The organism is Streptomyces sudanensis (assembly GCF_023614315.1).
In the GTDB taxonomy this organism is placed as follows: domain Bacteria; phylum Actinomycetota; class Actinomycetes; order Streptomycetales; family Streptomycetaceae; genus Streptomyces; species Streptomyces sudanensis.
Map to the genome: position 1 here is coordinate 1459311 of NZ_CP095474.1, position 6075 is coordinate 1465385.

At 75.4% G+C, this 6075-nt stretch carries 6 protein-coding genes; 1 reads left to right on the forward strand and 5 read right to left on the reverse strand.

Annotation, left to right across the window (positions count from 1 at the left end; genetic code table 11):
• Positions 1 to 8: 8 nt before the first annotated feature.
• From MW084_RS06695 to MW084_RS06710, 4 genes are all read right to left on the reverse strand, one after another.
• Positions 9 to 719: TerD family protein (locus tag MW084_RS06695; protein WP_275563510.1), on the reverse strand; the 711-nt coding region annotated here is incomplete at its 3' end.
• A 116-nt stretch (positions 720 to 835) separates the two neighbouring features.
• Complete coding sequence (locus MW084_RS06700; protein WP_010474503.1) at positions 836 to 1414, reverse strand: TerD family protein; 579 nt, start codon at positions 1412 to 1414, stop codon at positions 836 to 838.
• Between the two features lie 186 nt (positions 1415 to 1600).
• Positions 1601 to 3745 carry an excinuclease ABC subunit UvrB gene (uvrB, locus tag MW084_RS06705; RefSeq protein ID WP_010474505.1) on the reverse strand — a complete coding sequence of 715 codons (2145 nt, stop codon included), beginning with the start codon at positions 3743 to 3745 and terminating at the stop codon, positions 1601 to 1603.
• Positions 3746 to 3801: 56 nt separating this feature from the next.
• A complete protein-coding gene (locus MW084_RS06710) occupies positions 3802 to 4647 on the reverse strand; it encodes an MHYT domain-containing protein (RefSeq protein WP_010474506.1) in 846 nt (281 codons plus the stop codon).
• A gap of 130 nt (positions 4648 to 4777) precedes the next feature.
• Between MW084_RS06710 and MW084_RS06715 the strand changes: the two genes are divergently transcribed.
• Positions 4778 to 5327: methylated-DNA--[protein]-cysteine S-methyltransferase (locus MW084_RS06715; protein WP_275563511.1), on the forward strand; the 550-nt coding region annotated here is incomplete at its 3' end.
• Positions 5328 to 5359: 32 nt separating this feature from the next.
• On the opposite strand, the gene MW084_RS06720 is transcribed toward MW084_RS06715, so the two are convergent.
• Positions 5360 to 5992: a nucleoside/nucleotide kinase family protein gene (locus tag MW084_RS06720; protein WP_010474510.1), complete on the reverse strand. Its 633-nt coding sequence runs from the start codon at positions 5990 to 5992 to the stop codon at positions 5360 to 5362.
• Positions 5993 to 6075: the final 83 nt, after the last annotated feature.

Sequence of the window (6075 nt, forward strand, 5' to 3'; positions counted from 1 at the left end):
GNCCAGNNGNCGCTGGTGTAGTCGACCCGGCCGCCGGGCGCGGCCGCCGGTGCGGTCGGCGGCCGGGGCGCGGAGGGCGCCGGCGGGTCCTGGGGGGCCGGCGGGACCGTACGGCGGTCCCCGTCGCCCCCCGCGGCGCCGGGCGCCGAAGCGGCGGCCGGACGGTCGGCGTCGCGCGCCACGGCGTCCTGGACGGCCGCGGCGAGTCCGGCGGCGCCAGGCACGCCCAGGTCCTCGAAGAGCTCGGCGAGGCCGCCCGCGTACCCCTGGCCGACGGCGCGGACCTTCCAGGCGCCCTGCCTGCGGTACAGCTCCAGGGCGACGACGGCGGACTCGGTGTCCAGGCCGGTGAGGGTGTACGCGGCGACCCGGGCGCCGGAGGAGTCGGCGACCACGACGACGGGGGCGGCGACGGCGCCGAAGCGGCCGGGGCCGCCCGGACCGGCGGGCAGGGCCAGCAAAACGGCGACGCGGTGCGCGTCGGGCGCCACGGCCTCCGGGTCCACGGTGAGCCGGTGCTCGGCGGCCGCCCGGCGCGGCACCTCGACGCCGGGCAGGGACGGGGCGCCGGGGTGGGCCACCCGCCCGGCCCCGGTGGCGGTGCCGGAGGCGTCGAGGAGTACGGCCCCCACCGCCACCGGGGCCGCGGACGACACCCGGATCTCGAGTCGGGCGTCGGGCAGCGGGTGGTTCTGCCCCCGGACCAGCTCGGCCGTCATCGTCGTCGTCCCCTCGGTGGTTGCGGCTGGGTGGTGTGTCCCGGAGCGCTTCGGCGGCGCACCGCAGCTCCCGGCGGCCGGGCCGCCGGGAGCTGCGGTGCGTGCGCCGGGTACGGCTACAGGTGCGGCAGGATCGCCGGCATCAGGTCCTGGAACGTCCGGCCGTCGGAGGGCGCGCCGATGGCCGTCATGGTCCAGCCCCCGCCGCTGCGGTGCACCTTCGCCATGATCTGCGCGGTGTACTGGCCGCCGCCGTCCAGGGTGTAGCGGGCGAGCTCCTGGCCGTTCGTCTCGTCGACCAGGCGGCAGAACGCGTTCTGCACCTCCTGGAACGTCTGGCCGGTGAAGGAGTTGACGGTGAAGACGATCTGGTCGATGTGGACCGGGACCCGCTGGAGGTCCACGAGGACCGCCTCGTCGTCACCGCCCTGGCCCGCGCCGCCCACCAGGTTGTCGCCGCTGTGGCGGACGGAGCCGTCGTCGCTCACCAGGTGGCGGAAGAACACGACGTCCACGGGCTGCTTGCCGGCGAACAGCACCGCCGACGCGTCGAGGTCGATCTCCCGGGTGCGCGAGCCGAACAGACCGCGGCGCGGAGCCGCCTGCCAGCCGAGCCCCATCCGCACCGCGGACAGGGCCCCCCCGTCGCTCTTCTGCAGGCTGATGGCCTGGCCCTTGGTCAAGTTGACCGACACGCGCTGTCCCCTCTCTTCGGCGTTCCCCGCGATCGCCCTGTACGGGGTGCGGTTGGGAGCACCCTATGCGGGGGTGCGGCGCCGGCACGGCGGCAGGTCCCCCTTTGTGTCGGTGTTGCAACACAGCGGGCGCCGCGCCGGAGGCCGCACCGGCGGGGGCGGGCCCCGGCGGTCCGGGGCTCCCCGTCAGGCGATGCCGGCCTCCTTCATCTGGCGCAGCTCCTTCTTCAGTTCGCCCACCTCGTCGCGGAGCCGGGCGGCCACCTCGAACTGGAGGTCCGCGGCGGCGGCCTGCATCCGCTCCGTCATCTCCTCGATGATCCGGGCCAGTTCGGCGGCGGGGCGGTCGCCGGTGACGGCGCCCGCGCGGGCCGCCCTGCCCCGGGGGCCCTTGGCGCCGTCCCCGGCGGCCTTCCCCAGCGACGGGACGGGGGCCTTGGCGCCCTTGCCGTCCTTCGCCTGGCGGTAGCCCGTGCCGAGCAGTTGCTCGGTGTCGACCTCCTCGCGTGCGATGGTGGCGACGATGTCGTTGATCTTCTTGCGGAGCGGCTGCGGGTCGATGCCGTGGGCCTGGTTGTACGCGACCTGCTTCTCGCGGCGGCGGTTGGTCTCGTCGATGGCCTGCGCCATCGCCGGGGTGACCGTGTCCGCGTACATGTGGACCTGGCCCGAGACGTTGCGCGCGGCGCGGCCGATGGTCTGGATGAGGGACGTCCCGGAGCGCAGGAAGCCCTGCTTGTCGGCGTCGAGGATGGCGACGAGGGACACCTCGGGCAGGTCGAGGCCCTCCCGGAGGAGGTTGATGCCGACCAGGACGTCGTACTCGCCGGCGCGCAGCTCGCGCAGCAGCTCGATCCGGCGCAGCGTGTCGACGTCGCTGTGGAGGTAGCGGACCTGGATGCCCAGCTCCAGGAAGTAGTCGGTGAGGTCCTCGGCCATCTTCTTGGTGAGCGTGGTGACCAGGACGCGCTCGTCGCGCTCGGTGCGGACGCGGATCTCGTGGACGAGGTCGTCGATCTGGCCCTCGGTGGGCTTGACGACGATCTCCGGGTCGACCAGGCCCGTGGGGCGGATGATCTGCTCGACGAACCCGTCGGAGCGGGACAGCTCGTACGGTCCGGGCGTGGCCGACAGGTAGACGGTCTGGCCGATGCGCTCCTGGAACTCCTCCCACTTCAGCGGCCGGTTGTCCAGCGCGGACGGCAGCCGGAAACCGTGGTCGACGAGGGTCCGCTTGCGGGAGGCGTCGCCCTCGTACATCGCGCCGATCTGCGGGACGGTGACGTGGGACTCGTCGATGACCAGCAGGAAGTCCTCGGGGAAGTAGTCCAGGAGGGTGTTGGGCGGGGAGCCGGGCTCGCGCTGGTCGAAGTGCATCGAGTAGTTCTCGATGCCGGAGCAGGAGCCGATCTGGCGCATCATCTCGATGTCGTACGTGGTGCGCATGCGCAGCCGCTGCGCCTCCAGCAGCTTGCCCTGCCGTTCCAGTTCGGCGAGGCGCCCCTCCAGTTCTCGCTCGATGCCGTCGACGGCCCGCTGCATCCGCTCGGGACCCGCGACGTAGTGGCTGGCGGGGAAGACGTGGAGCTGCCGGTCGTCGCTGACGACCTCGCCGGTGAGCGGGTGCAGCGTGGACAGGGCCTCGATCTCGTCGCCGAACATCTCGATGCGGACGGCGAGCTCCTCGTACACGGGGAAGATCTCGATCGTGTCGCCGCGCACCCGGAACGTGCCGCGCGTGAACGCCAGGTCGTTGCGCGTGTACTGGATGTCGACGAAGCGGCGCAGCAGCTCGTCCCGGTCGACCTCGTCGCCGACCTTGAGGGAGACCATCCGGTCGACGTACTCCTGGGGCGTGCCCAGGCCGTAGATGCAGGAGACGGAGGCGACGACGACCACGTCCCGCCGGGTGAGCAGGGAGTTCGTCGCGGAGTGGCGCAGCCGCTCCACCTCCTCGTTGATCGAGGAGTCCTTCTCGATGTAGGTGTCCGACTGCGGGACGTACGCCTCGGGCTGGTAGTAGTCGTAGTACGAGACGAAGTACTCGACGGCGTTGTTCGGCAGCAGTTCGCGGAACTCGTTCGCCAGCTGCGCGGCCAGCGTCTTGTTCGGCGCCATGACGAGGGTGGGCCGCTGGAGCCGCTCGATCATCCAGGCCGTGGTCGCCGACTTGCCGGTGCCGGTCGCACCGAGCAGGACGACGTCCTTCTCGCCTGCGCGGATGCGCCGTTCGAGGTCGGCGATGGCGGTGGGCTGGTCGCCGCTGGGCTGGTAGGGGCTGACGACCTCGAAGGGCGCCACCGAGCGTTCGATCTGGGTTACGGGCCGCATGAGTCCACCGTACGACTCCGCAGTGACAGCCGGTCGCCCCGCGGCCGGTCCCCGGCTCAACCCCCGGCGCCGCGGCGGCGGGGTGCGGCGCCGGGCGGGTCGCCGCCGGTCCGGGCCGGACCGAGCAGCGCGGCGGCCCCCGCGAGGAGCAGGAACACGGCCGGTCCCAGGAGGAGCGGGGCGAGCGACGCCGGCGGAGTGCCGCTCCCGGCCGCTCCGGGTACGCCGTCCGCGGGTCCGGGAGCGCCCGCCGTGCCCGGCGCGCCGGCCGGGGCGTGCGCCGCGGCGGCGCCGTCGTGGTGGACGTGGACGCTGACGGCGGCCGTGCCCGTGTAGTGCATGCCGACGACCGCGAGGCCCAGGACGAGGCCCGCCCCGGCGTTCGCCGCGAACCCGCGGACGCCGGCGGCGGCCCACAGCGCCGCGGTGGCCGCCACCACGGCGATCACCGCGGAGAGGACGACGGCGGGGGTGTGGTACTCGACGCGGCCGGGGAGGCGGGCGCCGGCCATGCCCAGGTAGTGCGTGGTGGCGATGCCGAGGCCGGTGATGGCCCCGCCGGTGACCAGGGTCATCGCGGTCCGGCCGCGCAGCCCCACCAGGAAGGTGCCGGCGCCCGCCATGAGGACCGCGACGGCGAGGCCGGCGAGGACGGCCGGACGGTCGTGGTGGACGGGCGCCCCCTCGGCGCGGAAACCCGTCATCGCGAGGAAGTGCGCGCCCCAGGTGCCGGTGCCGACGGACGCCGCGGCGAGGGCGAGCCAGCCGGGGCGGGGAGCGCCGGGGGTGCGCAGGGACCTGGTCGTGCAGTGCAGGCCGAGCGCCCCGCCCAGGCAGGCGGCGAGGCAGGCCGCCAGGGGGGCGGCCAGCCCGTCGCCGAACGCGTCGACCGTGCCCCGCATACCCGTACGCCCCGCTCCTCGCCGTCCCGCCGCGAACCCGACCGTGGAGGGTAGCCCACCGCCGGTGCGCCCGCTCGGCCGGGCGGCCGCCCCTCGCGGCGGTGTCGGCGGTGTCACGTACCGTGGGGACGTGGACGACGGGGTGCGGGGCACGGGGCGGACCGTGGAGTGGGCGGTGGTGGACAGCGGCGTCGGGCCGCTGCTGCTGGCGGCCACCGCGGACGGGCTGGTCGGGGTGGTCTTCCACGCGGGCCCGGAGGTGCGGCGGGAGGCGCCGGCCCGGTTCGCGGCGCGGCTCGCGGCGGAGCCGGTGGAGACGGCGACCGGGCGCCTCGCCGGGCCGGTGCGGATGCTGGAGGCGTACTTCGCGGGCCGGCTCCGGGAGTTCCGGCTGCCCCTGGACTGGTCGCTGACCGGCGGGTTCAACCGGCAGGTGCTGCGCGAGCTGGCGTCCGGCGTCCCCTACGGGACGCTCGTCGGGTACGGGGAGCTGGCCGCCCGGGTGGGCCGGCCCCACGCCGCGCAGGCCGTGGGGGCGGCGATGGGCGCCAATCCGCTGCCGGTCGTCGTGCCCTGCCACCGCGTGGTGGAGGCGGGCGGCGGGCTCGGCGGGTTCGGCGGCGGGGCGGAGACGAAGCGGCGGCTGCTGACGCTGGAGGGGGTGCTCCCGGAGCCGCTGTNCTGACGGCCGTTCCGGCGGGCGGCGNGGNGGTCAGGGCAGGCCGGTCCAGGCCGGGCGGCGCGGGTCGTCGGCGCGTACGACCACGTCGGCGGCGTCCGCCGGGGCGACCTCCTCCTCGTACCGGTCGAAGGCCGGCAGCGTCCAGCGTTCGGGGGTGCGGCGGGCCAGCGCGGCCCGCGACAGCCGCAGGTGCACGGTCAGGTCGAACGGGAACCACTGCCCGAGCAGGAAGGGCCCGTGCAGCAGCAGGACGCCGCCGGGCGCGAGTTCCCGGTGGGGGCTGCGTGTGGCGCGGTCGACGGCCGGGTCCCACAGGTCGGGCAGGACGCGGCCGTCGCCGCCCGGTTCCAGCGGCCCGAACACCTCCCGCCACAGCGCGCCGGTGTCGAACCAGCCGCCGTAGTACGTGTCGGGGTCCTCCCTGCCGTACTCGAACCGCAGCGACGCCGGACGCAGGAACCCGGACGTGGCGATCGGCAGGACGTCCCGCCCCCGCAGGCGCAGCGCCTGCGCCACCGCCTCCGCCAGCTCTCCGGGCCGGGCGGCGGGGGCGCCGTCGACGGCGGCCTTCAGCCAGCGGCTCCCGTCGGCGGGAGCCAGGCCGGCCAGGTGCCCGGCGAGCGCGTCGGCGAGCCGCTCCCAGGTGATCGGTTCCAGTCGCACTCCCCCATCCTGCCAAGGGGCGGCGGTGCCGCGGCCGGGCGGCCCCGGCCGCGGCACCGCCGCCCGGAACGCCGCGCCCGGAG

Bases quoted from the DNA above. Each gene is read 5' to 3' on its own strand.
- uvrB (WP_010474505.1), bottom strand. From the start codon at position 3,745: ATGCGGCCCGTAACCCAGATCGAACGCTCGGTGGCGCCCTTCGAGGTC.
- MW084_RS06710 (WP_010474506.1), bottom strand. From the start codon at position 4,647: ATGCGGGGCACGGTCGACGCGTTCGGCGACGGGCTGGCCGCCCCCCTG.